Raw genomic sequence first — 16,463 nt, 5'->3', positions numbered from 1 at the left:
GCGGCCGCGCCGCTGGCAGCACCGCCTGCGGCACTGTACGTCGGGACGCCGCAGGAGATTGCTGCAGCCGACGATCACGGTGGCAGTCGGGTGTGTTGCGCGCCGGCTAGGCCAGCGCGTTCTTGGTCGTCTTCAACAGGATGTTCGTCTCCGTCGAGTTGATCCCGTCGATCAGGCGGATGCGGCGCAAGGTCTCGTCGAATGTGCCGAGATCCTTGTCCTCCAGCTCGGCGATGAAGTCCCAGCGGCCATTGGTCGAATGGAGGGCGCGGACCTGCGGCAGCCCGCGCAATTGCGCGGCGACCCGATCGGCCATCTTGCCGAGCACTTCGATCATCACGACGGCGCGAACGCCGCTGCCGCTGAGCTCGGCGCCGGTGCGGATCGTGAACCCCGCGATGGTGCCCGACTGCACGAGCCTGTCGATGCGCGCCGACACCGTCGCCCGCGACGTACCGGTCATTGCCGCAAGCGAGGAGACCGGCGTGCGTGCATTATGACGAAGCGCGCTGATGAGGGCGTGGTCGAGATCGTCGAGACTTATCATTCTGCTCTCACCTGCTTGTCATAACGCTGTTTTCCGCCTTCCATGTGCCAGTTTACCCTCTTTTTGCCAACGCCGTGAGGGGCAATAATCGCAAAAAATCCGGCTCGCCCCGGAACCAGGAATGCGCGCTCTGCGGGGATTGGACATGACGGCTCAGAAGCAAACCATCGCGCTGATCGGCGCGCCGCTCGAGGAAGGGTCGGGGCGCCGCGGCGCCGCCATGGGACCGACGGCGCTCAGGATCGCCGGCATCGACAGCACCCTCGCCGAGCTCGGCCACGCCATCGTCGACGAAGGCGACCTGAAGCCGCTGCCGGCCCGCGATCTCGCCAGCCATCCGCGCGCCAACCACCTGCAGGTGGTAGCCGGCTTCACGCGCGCGCTCGATGCGGCGGTGCACGAAGCGGCCCGCGCGGGACGGTTTCCGCTGATTCTCGGCGGCGATCACGCCCTGTCGATGGGCAGTGTCTCCGGCATGGCCCGCCATGCCAAGGACGTCGGAAAGCCGCTCTTCGTGTTGTGGCTCGATGCCCATGCCGACTTCAACTCGCCCGAGACCTCGCCCTCCGGCAACATGCACGGCATGCCGGTGGCGTTCTTCTGCGGCAAGGCCGAGTTCGCGCCGATCCTTGCCGCCGACCGGCCGCTGGTCGATCCGAAAAACGTTTTCCAGGTCGGCATCCGCTCCGTCGACGAACGCGAGCGCGTCGAGATCGCCGAGCATGGCGTCAACGTCTACGACATGCGCGCGGTGGACGAGACCGGCATAGCCGGCATCATGCGCGAGATCATCGACACCGTGCGCCAGAAGGGCGGACTGCTGCATGTCAGCCTCGACGTCGACTTCCTCGATCCGGAGATCGCGCCCGGCGTCGGCACCACCGTTCCGGGCGGCGCCACCTTCCGCGAGGCGCACCTGATCATGGAGATGCTCTGCGACAGCGGCCTGGTCGCCTCGCTGGACCTGGTGGAACTGAACCCGTTCCTCGACGACCGCGGCAAGAGCGCGCGCATCCTCGTCGAACTGACCGCAAGCCTTTTCGGCCGCCGCGTCCTGGACCGCCCGACGCGCAGCGCCTGATCATCTGGAGGAAATGATGAGCCCGACGACCGCTAGCCTGATCGAAACCGAATACCGCCTCGGCGCCCATAACTACAAGCCGCTCGACGTCGTGCTGTCGCGTGGCGAGGGCGTCCATGTCTGGGACATCGACGGCAACCGCTATCTCGACTGCCTCTCGGCCTATTCGGCCGTCAACCAGGGCCACTGCCACCCGAAGATCCTGGAGGCGATGATCGAGCAGGCGAAGAAGCTGACGCTCACCTCGCGCGCCTTCCGCAACGAGCAGCTCGCCCCCTTCTACGAAGAGATCGCCGCACTGACCGGCTCGCACAAGGTGCTGCCGATGAACTCCGGCGCGGAAGCCGTGGAAACGGCGATCAAGGCCGTCCGCAAATGGGGCTACGAGGTCAAGGGCGTCGAAAGGGACAAGGCCGAGATCATCGTCTGCAACAACAACTTCCACGGCCGCACCATGGGGATCGTCGGCTTCTCGACCGATCCCGATGCCCGCGAGGGTTTCGGCCCGTTCGCCCCCGGCTTCAGGCACGTGCCCTTCGGCGACATCGACGCGTTCCGCGCGGCGATCACCGAAAACACCGTTGCCTTCCTGGTTGAGCCGATCCAGGGCGAGGCCGGAGTGCTGATCCCGCCGGCCGGCTATTTCGCCGCCGTGCGCGAGCTCTGCACCAGGCACGGCATCACGCTGATCCTCGACGAGATCCAGACCGGCCTCGGCCGCACCGGCAAGCTGCTGGCCGAGGAGCACGAGAAGATCGAGGCCGACGTGACGCTGGTCGGCAAGGCGCTGTCGGGCGGCTTCTATCCGGTCTCGGCGGTGCTCTCCAACAGCGAGGTTCTCGGCGTGCTGAAACCCGGCCAGCACGGCTCGACCTTCGGCGGCAATCCGCTCGCCTGCGCCATCGCCCGCGCCGCGCTGCGCGTGTTGACCGAGGAGGACATGATCGGCAACGCCGCCCGCATGGGCGAGCGCTTCCACCAAGGCCTCACCGACATCCGCTCCAACATCATCAAGGAGGTGCGCGGGCGCGGCCTGATGCTCGCCGTCGAGCTCGACCCGGCCGCCGGCGGCGCGCGCAAGTATTGCGAGGCACTGAAGGAGCGCGGCATCCTCGCCAAAGACACCCACGGCGATACGATCCGCATCGCCCCGCCGCTCGTCATAAACGCCGATCAGGTGGACTGGGCCGTCGAGCAGTTCGCAGCCGTGCTCCGCGACTGAGGGTAGCCCGCCGAGTCGCGCCGTTTGCGGCGATGCCGGCCCGCACCCTCGGGCCGGCTCATCCAGTTGAACAATCCTTAACTCGCCGCCGCTAACGTCTCCCGTCAGGCAGCCAAGCTGCGACGGAGAGATGGGGCGACACCTGATGACGACTTTCAAGACGGCCGGTTTTGCCGGCGAAACCCTCGAGATCATTGCCTTCCGCCTGCACGAGCAGGAGTTCTGCGTCAAGACGACGACGATCCGCGAGATCCGCGGCTGGGCGCCGTCGACGCCGATCCCCCATTCGCCGCCGGACGTGATCGGCGTGATGAACCTGCGCGGCACCGTGATCCCGATCATCGACCTTGCCCACAAGCTCGGCATGAAGAGCACGGAGGCCAACGAGCGCAGCGCCATCGTCGTGGCCGAGGTCCACAACATGGCCGTCGGCCTCGTCGTCGACAACGTCTCCGATATCCTCACCATCCGCGGCGACCAGATCCAGCCCGTCCCCGAGGTCACGACCTCGTTCGACAAGGCCTATGCCGAAGGCATCATCGCCCACGAGAACGGGATGATCTGCTTCCTCAACCTGGCGCGCATGTTTAAGGAGCGCGACGTCGAAGACCTCGCCGCCTGATACGGCTGCACCGCAGGTTTTTGGCAGTCGACGGCCGGCCGATCGATCGGCCAGCCTCGGCCTTTTTGACAACTCGTTCGGCGGTTCCTTTTTGCTGCCACCCCGGGACTTGATCCGGGTCCAGCCGCGTGCGTCTGTGGCGCGCGGATGGCTTGGCTTCCACTCGAACCAATGAAATCAGGAAGGTCGGCCGATCGTTGATCCGCCGGCTTTTTCATATTTGGGCGGCTTGCTTCTGGGGCGGTCGCCGACGGCCGTTGCCCAACGCTTGCGCCTTGACAAAACCCCTAAATAGGTGGATCGGTCTATCTAGAGATTGGAGAACGCCGATTGTGACCGACAGGGTGCCAGCCAGAGACCGCCTGCTGAAAGCCGCAGCGGAACTGTTCTATGCGGAGGGAGTGGGCGCGACGGGGATCGATGCCATCACGGCGCGGGCCGGCGTCGCCAAGATGAGCCTTTACAACAACTTTTCGTCCAAGGCCGATCTCGTCAACGGTTACCTGCAGAACCGCGTGTCGGAGTGGCAGGACCTGCTGTCCGAACGACTTGGCACCGCCCGGACGCCCCAGGAACGGGTGCTTGCCGTCTTCGATTCCTATGTGGACCATGCCGCGCTAACCTATGCATGGGGATTTCGCGGCTGCGGCCTGCTCAACGCGGCCGCCGAGCTTCCCGTCGGCGATCCCGGCCGGGCGACGGTTGCGTTCCAGAAGGACGAGGTCGAGCGGCTGTTCAAGCAATTTCTTGGCGACATCAGCCCAGACGCCGAAACGTTGGTCGAGGAGACCGCCCAGCACCTGTCCTTCCTGCTCGAAGGCGCGATGGCGCGCGCGGGACTCGACGGGCACGACGGGCGGCTGAAGGCGGCGCGCAAGATTGCCGTTTCGATCCTGGAGCAGTTCGCGAAACCGGGCTCGTCTCCGCCCCTGGCCGCCGACTGAGCATTACGGCTTGCGTCCGTAGCACTCTCCACCCGCAAACCGGAATTTGAAAAATTGAGCGACGTCGCCGCTGCCTCTCCTCGCCCGACCAGCCGACTGCTGGCGATTGTCGTCTTGGTCATCCTGGAAGCGACGCTAGTCGTCACCTGGAGTGCCGGCTTCGTGGGCATCCGCTTTGCGATCGACCACGCCCCGATTTTCCTGATCCTGTTGTGGCGCAGCCTGGTCTCGGGGCTGGTGCTGCTGCCGTTTGCCCTTGCATGGGGGCCGCGGCTGCGCTGGAGCGAGGTGTTTCCACAGATGCTGTTCGGCGCCCTGGCGATGGCCGGCTACCTGGCGGGGTTCGCGCTTGCCATCTCCCACGGCGTGCCCACCGGGCTTGTCGCCCTGATCACCGACATGCTGCCCCTGGCGGTGGCATTCCTTTCCTGGCCGGTTCTCGGCCAGGCGCTGACGCTGCGGCAGTGGCTCGGCTCGTTCATCGGCCTGGCAGGCGTGCTGATCGCCTCGGGATGGTCGCTCGGCATGGGCGACGTCCCGCTTTGGGCCTACGGCCTGCCCGTCCTCGGGACGCTGTCACTGGCGATGGCGACACTGCTGCAGAAGCGCAAGCCTTCCCCCCTGCCCGTGCACCAGAGCCTGTGCATCCAGTGTCTTTCGGCTGCCGCCATCTTCGCGCTCTTCGCCTGGCACGAGGGCGGCGTATTGCCGGTTGTCGAGACGGGCTTCATCGGCGGCATCCTGTGGCTCGTCTTCGTCGCGACCTTCGGGGCCTGGAGCCTCTACTACATCGCACTTCGAAAGTCCTCGCCGGCCCGCGTCACCGCCATCCTCTATCTCAGCCCGCCCGTCACCATGATCTGGGCCTGGATCATGTTCGGCGAGCCGTTGTCGTGGGCGATGGCGGCGGGGTTGATCGTGTCGCTGGCGGGCATCGTGATCGTTGCCAGGTCCAGTGAGGCGAAGCCGCGATGCTTGCGGGCTCAGCGCCAGCCGCGCGCCGTCGCTGGGCGCGCTTGAGCCTGCCAATCCGGGGCCGATTCGGAGGCGACGCGCCCGAGGAAACGGTCGAGGATCGGATTGAACAGGTCCGCCCTTTCCCAGAAGGGGGCATGACCGGCGCCCTCGATGACGAGCGGCTCGTGTCCGAATAGCTCCGGGACGCCGATGTTCGAGAAGTAGCCGAGCCGCACGAAGGGATCGTCGCTGCCGTTGACGAAAGCGACGGGGACCGGCGACGCCTCGATGGTCCGCCGCTGATCGGCGCCGTCGCCGCGCGACAGCGCGTGCGCGAAAACCGAACGCACACGCCCGTCTGCCCTAAGCACAAGGTCCTGGAAGGACGCAGGCCTTGCCGAACCGAAGCACAAGGAGACGAAGCGGGCCGCGTCGCGCTCGCTGAACTGCTGCTTGGAGACCAGGAGCAGGTCGAGAGAGGGCTGAAAGGCGCGGAACATGCCGAGGAACCCGCGCGGCATCGGCGGCGCCCCGCTCAGCACCAGTCCGCGAAGCCGCGTGCTGCGGCTCAGCCACTCGATCGCGACATGTCCGCCGAGCGACCACCCGAACACCGCAAGCCGCTGCAGGTCGAGCCGCTCGGCGACCTCCTCGAGGCATTCGGCAAATCCTGCCGGCGTGTAGGTGGTTTGCGGATCGTGCGCATCCTCGGACTCGCCATGGCCGGGAAGATCGATGGCGATCAGCCGCCACCGCCGCGGCAGGTCACTGTCGAACTGCCTTGCGAAGACACGCCGGGACAGGCTCGATCCGTGCACCAGCAGCAGCGGAAAACCCGAGCCGCCGGTGTCGCTGTAGCGCACGGCGCCATGGCCCGTCACGATCGTCTGGCTGTCGAACATCATCCTGCGCGCCCCGAATCGATTGCCGTGACTTACCTGCACGCCATCGTCCGGAAAGACTACACGCCGATCGTGAACGAGACCCTAAGCTGCTACCCGGCGCGGCTCCCTTCCGCTCACAATCACAAGATGCGGAAATGCCGTCTTCCCGCATTGCAGCACCGGACAGCGGCGGATATGGTCCGGCGAAGCGCTAAGGACGAGGGGGTCGGCCGGGGCCGGCGGAAGAATGGAAACAGCACTGGATCTTGCCATCACCGGCATCAGCATCGCCGTCGTCGGCTTCTATGCCTGGTCGCTGCGCGGCCATTTTTCCTCTGCCAGCATGCCGTTTACCATGAGGGTCGTATCGGCCGCCGTAACCCTGACGACGCTGCTCTTCCTCTATCTGACCTGGGGCCGGCTGCAGCCGGCTGGCGCGCAGCTGGTCGGCCTCGGCCTGGAAATCGCCGCAGCACTGCTGTTCTGGTGGGCGATCTCGGCCTCGCGCACGGCGCGGCTGCGCTACGCCTTCGACCCCGACAAGCCCGACAGCCTCGTCACCGTCGGACCCTACCGGCTCGTGCGGCACCCGTTCTACACGTCCTACATCATCTTCTGGGCCGGCTGGGCGGTCGCCACCTGGACGCTCTGGTCGATCCTGCCGGTGCTCGCCTTCGTGGTCATCTATGTCGTAGCAGCCAGGGGCGAGGAAGCGAAGTTCGCCGCCACCCCGCTCGCTGCCGAATACGCCGCCTATCGCCGGCGCACCGGCTTCCTCGTGCCGAAATTCGCCGGGGCCTGATCGTCGGCGAGTGCGGAGCGCCTCAATTGGCGGAGGCGTGTTCGCCGGCGTTCTCGGCCGCCGGCCGGCGGATCAGCGGAGCGGCGTCGAGCACCAGCGGGTCCAGCCCCGCTCCGCCGCGGTTGTCGACGATGTCGAAGAACTGGCGACGCATGCGCGGTTCCCAGAACTTGTTGATGTGCGTGGCCACGCCCGGCGCCCGCGTCTCCGCCGGCTGGGAGTGGAAGAAGGTGGCGATCTGATTGGCCATGCGGACCAGCTTTGCGTCGTTCGATGTGTTCGACATGAAATTGCTTCCTACCTGTTGGCCGCCCGGCGCCCGGCTTCGTCCGATGCCGGAACGACGCGCTCGGCGCCCGTAAAAATTTCGAATTCGTCACCGCGCACCAGCGCGATGAGGGTCATGCCGGCCTCCTCGGCGGTGCGGATCGCAAGCGCCGTCGGCGCCGAGATGGCGATGATGAAGGGGCTGCCGATGACGGCCGTCTTCTGCACCATCTCGACCGACACCCGGCTGGTGACGACGACCGCACCCGCCTGGCCTCGGTAGCCGGCGCGGGCGGCGGCACCGGCAAGCTTGTCCAGCGCATTGTGACGCCCGACATCCTCGCGCACGGCGATCAGCCCGGTGCCGGGTACGTAGAAGGCGGCGCCGTGGACGGCGCGCGTCTGCAGGTGCAGCGGCTGCTGGCCGTTCAGCAGGTGCACCGCCTCGGCGACCTGGTCCTCCGTCAGCACCAGCGCGGACTGCCGCACCGACGGCGTCACCCGCACCGCCTGCTCGATCGATTCGATGCCGCAGAGGCCGCAGCCGACGGGCCCGGCCATGTGGCGGCGGCGCGCCGTCAGCGCATCGCTCTGCGCATCGGCAAGGCGGATCTGCAGGTCGATGCCCTTACCCTCGATAACCGCCTCGACCAGCTCGATCTCGGCAGGATCGGAAATGATCCCCTCCGTCAGGCTGAAGCCGACGGCGAAATCGTCGAAGTCCGCCGGCGTCGCCATCATCACCGCATGGGTGGAGCCATGATAGGTGAAGGCGACCGGCGTCTCCTCCGGCACGATGCGCTCGCCCGAAACGAGCCGCCCGGCGCGCCGGGCGAGTTCGGGGACGTTGGCGGTGGTTCTAGAGCCTGTCATCGGACGCCGGGGCGGAAACCGCCCTCCCCTGCGCCACCTGCATCCTTGCCCCCCTCATCCGGCGCTGCGCGCCACCTTCTCCCCGCCGGGGAGAAGAGGAAGCGAGGCGTCCGCCGAACCCGGTTTCCTCCCCGCGAGGGGAAGATACCAGGAACGGCAGAAGGCAATGACGGGCACGCGCTCATCACGATCCTATTCCGCAGCCTCCAGCTTGCCGGCGATGCGGCGCGACTGGCGGGCCTGCTCGCCATACTCGATCTGCCATTCGGACGGCCCGTTGGAGGGCGAGACCTGCACGGCGGTGACCTTGTATTCCGGGCAGTTCGTCGCCCAGTCGGAGAAGTCGGTGGTGATGACGTTCGCCTGCGTGTCCGGGTGGTGGAAGGTCGTGTAGACCACCCCCGGCGAAACGCGATCGGTGATCAGCGCCCGCAGTGTCGTCTCGCCCGCGCGGCTGGCGAGCCGCACCCAGTCCCCTTCGCGAATGCCGCGGTTCTCGGCATCGTGGGGATGGATCTCCAGCCGGTCCTCGTCATGCCAGACGACGTTGTCGGTGCGCCGCGTCTGCGCGCCGACATTGTACTGGCTGAGAATGCGGCCGGTGGTCAGAAGCAGCGGGAAGCGCGGGCCGGTCTTCTCGTCGGTCGCCACATACTCGGTGCGGATGAACTTGCCCTTGCCGCGCACGAAGCCATTGACGTGCATGATCGGCGAGCCCTGCGGGTTCTTCTCGTTGCAGGGCCACTGCACCGAGCCCATCTTCTCCAGGTAGTCGTAGGAGACCAGCGCGAAGCTCGGGGTCGTCGCGGCGATCTCGTCCATGATCTCGGACGGATGCGTGTAGTTCCAGGAAAGACCCATCGCCTGCGCGAGCTTCTGCGTCACCTCCCAGTCGGCATAGCCGTTGCGCGGCGTCATCACCCGGCGGACGCGGTTGATGCGGCGCTCGGCATTGGTGAAGGTTCCGTCCTTTTCGAGGAAGGTCGAGCCCGGCAGGAAGACGTGCGCGTAGTTCGCCGTTTCGTTCAGGAACAGGTCCTGCACGACGACGCATTCCATCGCGGCGAGGCCGGCCGAGACGTGCTTGGTGTCCGGGTCGGACTGCAGGATGTCCTCGCCCTGGATGTAGATGCCCTTGAACGTGCCTTCCACGGCCGCGTCGAGCATGTTCGGGATGCGCAGGCCCGGCTCCTCGTTGAGCTTCACGCCCCAGAGCTTCTCGAAGATGTCACGGGTGGCATCGTCGGAGATGTGGCGGTAGCCCGGCAGCTCGTGCGGGAACGAGCCCATGTCGCAGGAGCCCTGCACGTTGTTCTGGCCGCGCAACGGGTTCACGCCGACGCCCGGCCGGCCGATGTTGCCGGTCGCCATGGCGAGGTTTGCGATCGCCATGACGGCGGTGGAGCCCTGGCTGTGCTCGGTGACGCCGAGGCCGTAATAGATCGAGCCGTTGCCGCCGGTGGCAAACAGCCGGGCGGCGCCGCGGACGAGTTCGGCCGAAACGCCGGTCAGCGCCTCGATGGCCTCCGGGCTGTGAGCTTCTTCGGAGACAAAGGCCGCCCAGTCCTCGAATTCCGACCAGTCGCAGCGCTCGCGGATGAACCGCTCGTCAAACAGCCCTTCGGTGACGATGACGTGGGCCAGTGCGGTGAGCATGGCGACGTTCGTGCCGGGTTTCAGCGGCAGATGGTAGCTCGCTTCGATATGCGGCCCCTTGACGAGGTCGATGCGACGCGGGTCGATGACGATCAGCTTGGCGCCCTGGCGCAAACGCTTCTTCAGCCGCGAGCCGAACACCGGATGGCCGTCGGTCGGGTTGGCGCCGATGACGATGACGACATCGGTCTCCTCGACCGAATCGAAGTTCTGCGTGCCGGCCGAGGTGCCGAAGGTCTGGCCAAGGCCGTAGCCGGTCGGCGAGTGGCAGACGCGGGCGCAGGTGTCGACGTTGTTGTTGCCGAAGCCGGCGCGGATCAGTTTCTGGACCAGATAGGTCTCTTCGTTGGTGCAACGCGACGAGGTGATGCCGCCGACCGAATCGCGGCCGTACTGGTACTGGATGCGGCGGAACTCGTTCGCCACATGGGCGAAGGCCTCCTCCCAGGTGACCTCGCGCCAGGGATCGGTGATCTTCTCGCGGACCATCGGGTTGAGGATGCGGTCCTTGTGGTTCGAGTAGCCGTAGGCGAAGCGGCCCTTGACGCAGGAATGGCCGCGGTTCGCCTGGCCATCCTTCCACGGCACCATGCGCACCAGCTCCTCGCCGCGCATCTCCGCCTTGAACGAACAGCCGACGCCGCAATAGGCGCAGGTGGTGACCACCGAATGCTCGGGCTGGCCGATCTCGATCACCGACTTCTCCTGCAGGGTGGCCGTCGGGCAGGCCTGCACGCAGGCGCCGCAGGAGACGCATTCGGAGGAGACGAAATCCTCGTGCATGCCGGCGGAGACCCGGCTGTCGAAGCCGCGGCCCTCGATCGTCAGCGCGAAGGTGCCCTGGACTTCCTCGCAGGCACGCACGCAGCGCGAGCAGACGATGCACTTGGCCGGATCGAAGGTGAAATAAGGGTTCGATTCGTCCTTCGGCTGCCACTTGATGTTGAGGGCGCCATCATTCCGGGCCTTCACGTGGTTCTCGCCGTCATAGCCGTAGCGGACGTCGCGCAAGCCGACGGCGCCGGCCATGTCCTGCAACTCGCAGTCGCCGTTGGCCGCACAGGTGAGACAGTCGAGCGGGTGGTCGGAGATATAGAGCTCCATCACGCCGCGCCGCACGTCCTTCAGCCGCGGCGTCTGGGTCGAGACCACGAGGCCGGGGGCCACCGGCGTCGTGCACGAGGCCGGCAGGCCGGCGCGGCCCTGGATCTCGACGAGGCAGAGCCGGCAGGAGCCGAAGGCGTCGACCATGTCGGTGGCGCAGAGTTTCGGGACCTCGATGCCGGCTTCCATCGAGGCGCGCATGATCGAAGTGCCTTCCGGCACCGTGACCTCACGGCCGTCGATCGTCAGCGTCACCATTTTTTCCGACTTGGAGGCGGGCGTCCCGAAGTCGATTTCCTTGATCAGATTCATTGGCTTTGCTCCTCCCTCACTCGGCCGCCTGCACGGCAGGTGCGGGTGAAAAATCTTCCGGGAAATGGGTCATGGCGCTCATCACCGGGTAGGGCGTGAAGCCGCCGAGCGCGCAGAGCGAGCCGAACTTCATGGTGTTGCAGAGGTCGGCCAGCAGTTCGCGGTTCTTCTCCGGCTCGATGCCGCGGGCGATCTTGTCGGCCACCTCGACGCCGCGCGTCGAGCCGATGCGGCAGGGCGTGCACTTGCCGCAGCTTTCGATGGCGCAGAACTCCATGGCGAAGCGGGCCTGGTGCAGCATGTCGGCAGTGTCGTCGAAGACGACGATGCCGGCATGGCCGATCAGCCCGTCCTTGGCGGCAAAGGCCTCGTAGTCGAAGGGCGTGTCGAACAGGGCGCGGGGGAAATAGGCCCCGAGCGGACCGCCGACCTGCACCGCCTTGACCGGCCGTCCGGAGGCCGTACCGCCGGCGATCTGATCGACAATCTCGCCGAGCGACAGGCCGAAGGCGGTCTCGTAGAGACCGCCATGCTTGACGTTGCCGGCGATCTGGATCGGGATCGTGCCGCGCGACCGGCCCATGCCGAAGTCGCGATAGAAGGCAGCGCCCTGGTCGAGGACGACTGGCACGGAAGCGAGCGAGATCACGTTGTTGATGACGGTCGGACAGTCGAATAAGCCCTTGTGGGCCGGCAGCGGCGGCTTGGCGCGAACGACGCCGCGCTTGCCCTCAAGGCTGTTCAGCAGCGAGGTTTCCTCGCCACAGACATAGGCGCCCGCACCGACACGCACTTCCATGTCGAAGGCGCGACCCGAGCCGAGCACCGACGGACCAAGCACGCCGACCTGCCGGGCGATCTCGATTGCCTCGCTCATGATGGCGATCGCATGCGGATATTCGGAACGGGTGTAGATGAAGCCCTTGGTGGCGCCGGTCGCAAGCCCGGCGATCGCCATGCCCTCGATCAGCACGAAGGGATCGCCCTCCATGATCATCCGGTCGGCGAAGGTGCCGCTGTCGCCCTCGTCGGCGTTGCAGACGATGTACTTGCGGTCGCCGGCAGCCTCGAGCACCGTCTTCCACTTGATGCCGGTCGGGAAGCCGGCGCCGCCGCGGCCGCGCAGGCCGGAATCGGTCACTTCCGTGACGATGTCGATCGGCGCCATGGCGACGGCCTTTTCGAGCCCGGCCAGGCCGCGCAGGGCACGGTAGTCGTCGAGCGAGAGCGGATCGGTGAGGCCGCAGCGTGCAAAGGTCAGCCGCGTCTGCTGCTTCAGGAAGGGAATGTCCTTCGTCGGTCCGTGGCAGAGCGGATGCGCGCCGCCCGTAACGAAGCCCGCCTCGAACAGCGACGGCACGTCGGAGGCCTTCACCGGGCCGTAGGCGATGCGCTCGCCGCCGGCGACGACCTCGACCAGCGGCTCCAGCCAGTGCATGCCGTGCGAGCCGTTGCGCACGATCGTGACCTCGAGGCCGCGCGCCTGCGCTTCCTTCTCGATGGCTGCCGCCACCTTGTTTGCCCCGAGCGCCAGGGCTGCCGTGTCACGGGGAACGTAGATCTTGACGGTCATCGACGCGCCTCCGCAACGAGTTCAGCGGCAGCGGCCGCATCGAGCCGTCCATGCACCTCGCCGTCGAGCATCGCCGACGGCGCGCAGGAACAGAGGCCGAGACAGTAGACGGGTTCCAGGGTCACTGCGCCATCGAGCGTCGTCTGGTGGAAATCGATGCCGAGCAGTGCCTTGACCCGTTCGGCGATTGCATCGGCGCCCATAGACTGACAGGCCTCGGCACGGCAGAGCTTCAGCACGTGCCGGCCGGCGGGGCGTTCGCGGAAATCGTGATAGAAGGTGACGACGCCATGCACCTCGGCGCGCGAGAGGTTCAACTCGCGGGCAATCACCGGCAGGCTTTCCTGCGGCACATAGCCGAACTCGGCCTGGATTTCGTGCAGGATCGGCAGAAGCGGACCTTCGAGCCCCTTCAGTGCACCGATGATGGCCGTTGTTCTCGTTCCGACGTCGCCGGAAACGTGCAGATTCATGCGCAGACCTCCCGAATGGCAAAGGCCTGCCGCCTGTGAGTGCAGCGAATAGTCGGGCCCAATGCCTTGAAACCGAAGGGGAAGACCGGAACCCTGTCAATCCTCACCCTTTATCATCGCAGCTTCTCAGGGAAGGCCGAGGGGGTCAATAAGGCTATCCCGTCGATTGATAGTTTTTTTCTATTACTCCAGCCCCTGCTCGGCGAGGATGCGCGCTTCGTGCAACAATGCCGACACCAGTGGCGTGAACGGCTCACGATGCGTCGCAACCAGACCGACGAGGTGATGAGGGGCGGGGTCGACGATCGAGATCGCCCTGACCTCATCCTGGAAACCGAAGGAAAGCGCGACATTTCGGGGCATTATGCTGCACCAGCGGCCGGTCCGAACGTGCGAGAACAGCACGATCATCGAGTTCGACTCGAGCGTTGGCCGTGCCGTCACGCCGACCTCGGCGAAATGGTGATTGATGATGCGCCGGTTCTGCATGTCGGGCGTCAATAGACAAAGCCTAACGTCGGCCACTTCCTTCCAGGTCACGCTTTCGCGATCCGCCAGCGGTCCGTTTTTGGCGGTGATCAGGTGGTAGCGCTCCGCATGCAGCGGCACGCTGGTGACGCGCCCGAGCGGCTCGTTCTCCAGGTAGGTGAGGCCGGCGTCGATCTCCAGATTCTCGAGAAGGCTGAGGATCTGCAGCGAATTGACCGACAGCACCGAGAACGTCACGTCGGGATGCTTCTGCTGGAACGGCGCCGTTATGCGCGGCACCATCGCCAGCGTCGTCGGGATCGCGGCAAGACGGATGTGACCGGAAAGCCCCTTGCGCGCCGCCCGCATCTCCTCGCGCATCGTGCGGGCATCGCCGACGATGCGCCGCGCCCATTCCAGCACCCGCTGTCCTTCCGGCGTCAGGCCCTGGAATCGCGAGCCGCGGTTGACAAGGACGACGCCGAGCTGGTCCTCGAGCTGGCGGATCGCCGCCGACAGCGTCGGCTGCGAGATGCCGAGCTCGTCGGCGGCCCGGGCGAAATGGCGCTCGCGGGCGAGCGCTATGAAATATTCCAGCTTGTCGATCATCGAAGTTTGCACCTACCCTGTCGCAACATTCATACAAAAGAACGGTGGCGCGACAAACCAGCCGGGCTAACAGTACGCGATACGGAGGCCGCGATGAGTTTTACAGCACTCCTGGTCGAAAAGGCTGAAGACGGCGCGATCTCGGCATCGGTGCAGGAGCTGCCCGACGACCGCCTGCCGGATGGCGACGTGACGGTTGCCGTCGAATATTCCACCCTCAACTACAAGGACGGCCTGTGCCTTGCGGGCAAGGGCGGACTGGTGCGCAGCTTCCCGCACGTGCCCGGCATCGACTTCGCCGGCACGGTGGAGACTTCCGACGATCCTCGCTACCTTCCCGGCGACAAGGTGGTCTTGACCGGCTGGCGGGTGGGCGAAATCTGGTGGGGCGGCTACGCCACCCGCGCCCGGGTGAAGGGCGACTGGCTCGTGCCGCTTCCGGATGAACTGTCGACGCGCGATGCCATGGCCATCGGCACCGCCGGGCTGACTTCGATGTTCGCGGTAATGGCGCTCGAAAGGGCCGGCCTGTCGCCGTCCAAGGGCGAGATTCTGGTGACGGGAGCGGCCGGCGGCGTCGGCTCGGTCGCGGTGGCGATCCTCGCGCGCCTCGGCTACCGCGTCGCCGCCCTCACCGGCCGGCCGGAGGCGGCAGCCTATCTGCGCGAACTCGGCGCCGAGACGATCATCAACCGCGCCGAGCTCGCCGAAGCGTCGACAAAGCCGCTCGAATCCGAACGCTGGGCCGGCGCCGTGGATGCCGTGGGCGGCGACATGCTGATGCGCATCCTCAAGCAGGTGAAATATGACGGCGCGGTCGCTGCGATCGGGCTTGCGGCCAGCGCGGCGGTGCCGTCCTTCACGGTGATCCCCTTCATCTTGCGCGGCGTCAGTCTGCTGGGCATCGATTCGGTGATGCGGCCGCGCGACGAACGCATCGACGCCTGGAGCCGCATCGCCACCGACCTGCCGCTCGACAAGCTGGACGACATGGTCGCCGAGTACGGCTTGGCGGACCTTCCGGCGCTCGGCCAGGCCATTCTCGACGGCAAGGTCAGGGGGCGGACGGTGATCGACGTTCGCAAGTAGCGCGGCCGAGATCCACGCGCCTGCCTCGTGCACCGTCAACAGCCGAGGGAGAATAGCGCAGCTGGGCCAGCATTTCCGGCCGAGCGCCGATTCGCTTCAGCAGATCAGCTGGCCGCCATTTACCTCCAGCACCTGTCCGGTGACGTAGCCGGACAGGGCGTGCGAGGCGAGAAAGAGGTAGGCGGGCGCGCAGTCCTGCGCCGTGCCGAGCCGCTGCAGCGGGATCGTCCGGCGGGTCGCCTCGAGCTTTTCGGGCGAGGAGTAGCGCTCGTGGAACTCGGTTGCGATCGTGCCGGGCGAGACACAGTTGACGCGGATGCCGTCCGCGGCGAGTTCGCGCGCCAACGCCTTGGAATAGGTGGAAACGAAGGCCTTGGTCGCCGAATAGATCGCCGAGCCCGGGCTGCCGCCGGTCAGCGCCGAGATCGACACGGTATTCACGATCGAAGCTGCCGGGGATCGGCGCAGCAACGGCAGCATCGCCCGGGTCATTTCGACGACGGATGTCTGGTTCAGGCGAACGACGGCCTGGTATTGCTCATCGGTCAGCGTCGCGGCAGGGAAGCGGCCGACCATGGTCCCGGCATTGTTGATCAGCACGTCGACATGCTCGAACAGGTCGTCGGCATAGCGAGCGACCTCAGGCACCCCCTGCTCGGACAGAAAGTCCGCGTAGACGATGTGGGCCCGCGCCTCCTCGACGGCTTCGGCGAGGAAATCAGGGAGTTCGGCCGGCTCCTTGCGGCCGCCATGCAGCAGCACATGCGCGCCGCAATCGAGAAACTGCCGCGCCACTTCGAGGCCGATGCCCCGCCCTGCCCCCGTGATGACGACATTGCTGCCCTTGAACAAGGCCGGATGAAACATGGCGATCTCCCCCACGGTGCGGCGCCGGACGCCACCAGTATCCCAAAAATCCGCGCCGTCACCAACCGTGGCGTGGCGGGAGAATTGCGGCGCTTTCGTTTTCGCATATGATG

The 16,463-nt window shown here is 66.3% G+C and carries 16 protein-coding genes; 7 read left to right on the top strand and 9 right to left on the bottom strand.

Features of this window, described 5'->3' with window-relative positions; translation table 11 throughout:
- Positions 1–106 precede the first annotated feature (106 nt).
- Positions 107–547: an Lrp/AsnC family transcriptional regulator gene (locus C7449_RS09400; protein WP_108002516.1), complete on the bottom strand. Its 441-nt coding sequence runs from the start codon at positions 545–547 to the stop codon at positions 107–109.
- Between the two features lie 145 nt (positions 548–692).
- On the opposite strand from C7449_RS09400, the gene rocF reads away from it, so the two are divergent.
- The 5 genes from rocF (at position 693) to C7449_RS09375 (ending at position 5,436) form a co-directional block, all read left to right on the top strand.
- Positions 693–1,628, top strand: a complete 936-nt coding sequence (rocF, locus tag C7449_RS09395; protein ID WP_108002515.1) for an arginase — start codon at positions 693–695, stop codon at positions 1,626–1,628.
- Between the two features lie 16 nt (positions 1,629–1,644).
- Positions 1,645–2,850, top strand: coding sequence for an ornithine--oxo-acid transaminase (rocD, locus tag C7449_RS09390; RefSeq protein WP_108002514.1), 1,206 nt, complete (start codon positions 1,645–1,647; stop codon positions 2,848–2,850).
- Positions 2,851–2,995: 145 nt separating this feature from the next.
- Positions 2,996–3,472, top strand: a complete 477-nt coding sequence (locus tag C7449_RS09385; protein WP_170115838.1) for a chemotaxis protein CheW — start codon at positions 2,996–2,998, stop codon at positions 3,470–3,472.
- 332 nt (positions 3,473–3,804) lie between these two features.
- Positions 3,805–4,416, top strand: a complete 612-nt coding sequence (locus C7449_RS09380; RefSeq protein ID WP_108002513.1) for a TetR/AcrR family transcriptional regulator — start codon at positions 3,805–3,807, stop codon at positions 4,414–4,416.
- A gap of 54 nt (positions 4,417–4,470) precedes the next feature.
- Positions 4,471–5,436, top strand: a complete 966-nt coding sequence (locus tag C7449_RS09375; protein WP_108002512.1) for a DMT family transporter — start codon at positions 4,471–4,473, stop codon at positions 5,434–5,436.
- Here the strand turns inward: C7449_RS09375 and C7449_RS09370 are convergent.
- A complete protein-coding gene (locus tag C7449_RS09370) occupies positions 5,400–6,278 on the bottom strand; it encodes an alpha/beta fold hydrolase (RefSeq protein ID WP_108002511.1) in 879 nt (292 codons plus the stop codon). The two genes, C7449_RS09375 and C7449_RS09370, sit on opposite strands and share 37 nt — an antisense overlap.
- 226 nt (positions 6,279–6,504) lie before the next feature.
- Between C7449_RS09370 and C7449_RS09365 the strand changes: the two genes are divergently transcribed.
- The gene (locus C7449_RS09365; RefSeq protein WP_108002510.1) at positions 6,505–7,059 is read left to right on the top strand and encodes a methyltransferase family protein; all 555 of its coding nucleotides are present in this window, start codon (positions 6,505–6,507) and stop codon (positions 7,057–7,059) included.
- 22 nt (positions 7,060–7,081) lie between these two features.
- Here C7449_RS09365 and C7449_RS09360 read toward each other — a convergent pair whose 3' ends face one another.
- The 6 genes from C7449_RS09360 to C7449_RS09335 all read right to left on the bottom strand — a co-directional run bounded on the left by C7449_RS09360 (position 7,082) and on the right by C7449_RS09335 (position 14,394).
- Positions 7,082–7,345, bottom strand: a complete 264-nt coding sequence (locus tag C7449_RS09360; protein ID WP_108002509.1) for a formate dehydrogenase subunit delta — start codon at positions 7,343–7,345, stop codon at positions 7,082–7,084.
- A gap of 11 nt (positions 7,346–7,356) precedes the next feature.
- A complete protein-coding gene (gene fdhD, locus C7449_RS09355; RefSeq protein WP_108002508.1) occupies positions 7,357–8,199 on the bottom strand; it encodes a formate dehydrogenase accessory sulfurtransferase FdhD in 843 nt (280 codons plus the stop codon).
- 192 nt (positions 8,200–8,391) lie between these two features.
- Positions 8,392–11,271, bottom strand: coding sequence for a formate dehydrogenase subunit alpha (gene fdhF, locus C7449_RS09350; protein ID WP_108002507.1), 2,880 nt, complete (start codon positions 11,269–11,271; stop codon positions 8,392–8,394).
- 16 nt (positions 11,272–11,287) lie between these two features.
- Positions 11,288–12,844 carry a formate dehydrogenase beta subunit gene (locus C7449_RS09345; protein ID WP_108002506.1) on the bottom strand — a complete coding sequence of 519 codons (1,557 nt, stop codon included), beginning with the start codon at positions 12,842–12,844 and terminating at the stop codon, positions 11,288–11,290.
- Positions 12,841–13,317, bottom strand: a complete 477-nt coding sequence (locus C7449_RS09340; protein WP_108002505.1) for a formate dehydrogenase subunit gamma — start codon at positions 13,315–13,317, stop codon at positions 12,841–12,843. The genes C7449_RS09345 and C7449_RS09340 overlap by 4 nt, the downstream gene beginning before the upstream one ends.
- A gap of 183 nt (positions 13,318–13,500) precedes the next feature.
- Positions 13,501–14,394: a LysR family transcriptional regulator gene (locus C7449_RS09335; protein ID WP_108002504.1), complete on the bottom strand. Its 894-nt coding sequence runs from the start codon at positions 14,392–14,394 to the stop codon at positions 13,501–13,503.
- A 93-nt stretch (positions 14,395–14,487) separates the two neighbouring features.
- Here C7449_RS09335 and acuI point away from each other — a divergent pair, with 93 nt between their 5' ends.
- Positions 14,488–15,483, top strand: coding sequence for an acrylyl-CoA reductase (NADPH) (gene acuI / locus C7449_RS09330; RefSeq protein ID WP_108002503.1), 996 nt, complete (start codon positions 14,488–14,490; stop codon positions 15,481–15,483).
- A gap of 96 nt (positions 15,484–15,579) precedes the next feature.
- Here acuI and C7449_RS09325 read toward each other — a convergent pair whose 3' ends face one another.
- The gene (locus C7449_RS09325; RefSeq protein WP_108002502.1) at positions 15,580–16,350 is read right to left on the bottom strand and encodes an SDR family NAD(P)-dependent oxidoreductase; all 771 of its coding nucleotides are present in this window, start codon (positions 16,348–16,350) and stop codon (positions 15,580–15,582) included.
- Positions 16,351–16,463: the final 113 nt, after the last annotated feature.

This window comes from Mycoplana dimorpha, from assembly GCF_003046475.1.
GTDB classification, from domain to species: Bacteria; Pseudomonadota; Alphaproteobacteria; order Rhizobiales; family Rhizobiaceae; genus Mycoplana; species Mycoplana dimorpha.
Note: the sequence above shows the minus strand (reverse complement) of the source record. Positions and strands in the feature narration are given on the sequence as shown.

Excerpts from the sequence above, each read along its gene's own strand:
- C7449_RS09400 (WP_108002516.1), bottom strand. The coding sequence starts at position 547 with ATGATAAGTCTCGACGATCTCGACCACGCCCTCATCAGCGCGCTTCGT.
- rocF (WP_108002515.1), top strand. The coding sequence starts at position 693 with ATGACGGCTCAGAAGCAAACCATCGCGCTGATCGGCGCGCCGCTCGAG.
- rocD (WP_108002514.1), top strand. The coding sequence starts at position 1,645 with ATGAGCCCGACGACCGCTAGCCTGATCGAAACCGAATACCGCCTCGGC.
- C7449_RS09385 (WP_170115838.1), top strand. The coding sequence starts at position 2,996 with ATGACGACTTTCAAGACGGCCGGTTTTGCCGGCGAAACCCTCGAGATC.
- C7449_RS09370 (WP_108002511.1), bottom strand. The coding sequence starts at position 6,278 with ATGATGTTCGACAGCCAGACGATCGTGACGGGCCATGGCGCCGTGCGC.
- C7449_RS09365 (WP_108002510.1), top strand. The coding sequence starts at position 6,505 with ATGGAAACAGCACTGGATCTTGCCATCACCGGCATCAGCATCGCCGTC.
- C7449_RS09360 (WP_108002509.1), bottom strand. The coding sequence starts at position 7,345 with ATGTCGAACACATCGAACGACGCAAAGCTGGTCCGCATGGCCAATCAG.
- fdhD (WP_108002508.1), bottom strand. The coding sequence starts at position 8,199 with ATGACAGGCTCTAGAACCACCGCCAACGTCCCCGAACTCGCCCGGCGC.
- fdhF (WP_108002507.1), bottom strand. The coding sequence starts at position 11,271 with ATGAATCTGATCAAGGAAATCGACTTCGGGACGCCCGCCTCCAAGTCG.
- C7449_RS09345 (WP_108002506.1), bottom strand. The coding sequence starts at position 12,844 with ATGACCGTCAAGATCTACGTTCCCCGTGACACGGCAGCCCTGGCGCTC.
- C7449_RS09340 (WP_108002505.1), bottom strand. The coding sequence starts at position 13,317 with ATGAATCTGCACGTTTCCGGCGACGTCGGAACGAGAACAACGGCCATC.
- C7449_RS09335 (WP_108002504.1), bottom strand. The coding sequence starts at position 14,394 with ATGATCGACAAGCTGGAATATTTCATAGCGCTCGCCCGCGAGCGCCAT.
- acuI (WP_108002503.1), top strand. The coding sequence starts at position 14,488 with ATGAGTTTTACAGCACTCCTGGTCGAAAAGGCTGAAGACGGCGCGATC.
- C7449_RS09325 (WP_108002502.1), bottom strand. The coding sequence starts at position 16,350 with ATGTTTCATCCGGCCTTGTTCAAGGGCAGCAATGTCGTCATCACGGGG.